Source organism: Mesorhizobium sp. M7A.F.Ca.ET.027.02.1.1 (assembly GCF_004022985.1).
Taxonomy (GTDB): Bacteria; Pseudomonadota; Alphaproteobacteria; order Rhizobiales; family Rhizobiaceae; genus Mesorhizobium.
Genome location: NZ_RZOL01000947.1, coordinates 1 through 444 on the forward strand (window position 1 = coordinate 1; position 444 = coordinate 444).

Sequence of the window (444 nt, forward strand, 5' to 3'; positions counted from 1 at the left end):
GGAATAGCGATGCTGCAACAGTCCGTTTCATAACGGGGCTCCTTTCACTCTATTGCGCGTTGCGTTGCATGATTTCCAAAGCACCCGCCGCCGCGTTGGCATTGGGAACCAGTGTGCTCTCTTCCGCGCCGCCCGATCCTGTGACTCGTTTGGCGCAGCCGGGCCACAAATGCTCCGGCACGTCCAGCCTGCCCAGGATGACGGGATCGCATGAGAACGGGTTTTCCGTGCCCTCACTGGTACCGAATTTTGACACCTGAGAGAGCTTGGTGTTGCGCTGCAGAAGACGGCCATTCAGCAGCTCGTTCACCGCTGCAGAACCCTGGATTAGCTGGTTGAGCAGGTCAGCATTCAAACTGCGCGCCGTGGAGTTTTCGTCACAGGCATCCATTTATTCTTCATTCGTAAAGAAAAAAGAAGAAAAAGTGTAGATGAGGATGGAAT

Annotated in this window: 1 protein-coding gene; it reads right to left on the minus strand. The window is 54.5% G+C overall.

The genetic code is table 11. The features are described from left to right. Positions 1–49: 49 nt before the first annotated feature. Positions 50–391, minus strand: a complete 342-nt coding sequence (locus EN749_RS37150; RefSeq protein WP_128365155.1) for a hypothetical protein — start codon at positions 389–391, stop codon at positions 50–52. Positions 392–444 lie beyond the last annotated feature (53 nt).

What these genes read in the sequence shown, in the direction of transcription:
- EN749_RS37150 (WP_128365155.1), bottom strand. Translation starts at nt 391, where the DNA reads ATGGATGCCTGTGACGAAAACTCCACGGCGCGCAGTTTGAATGCTGAC.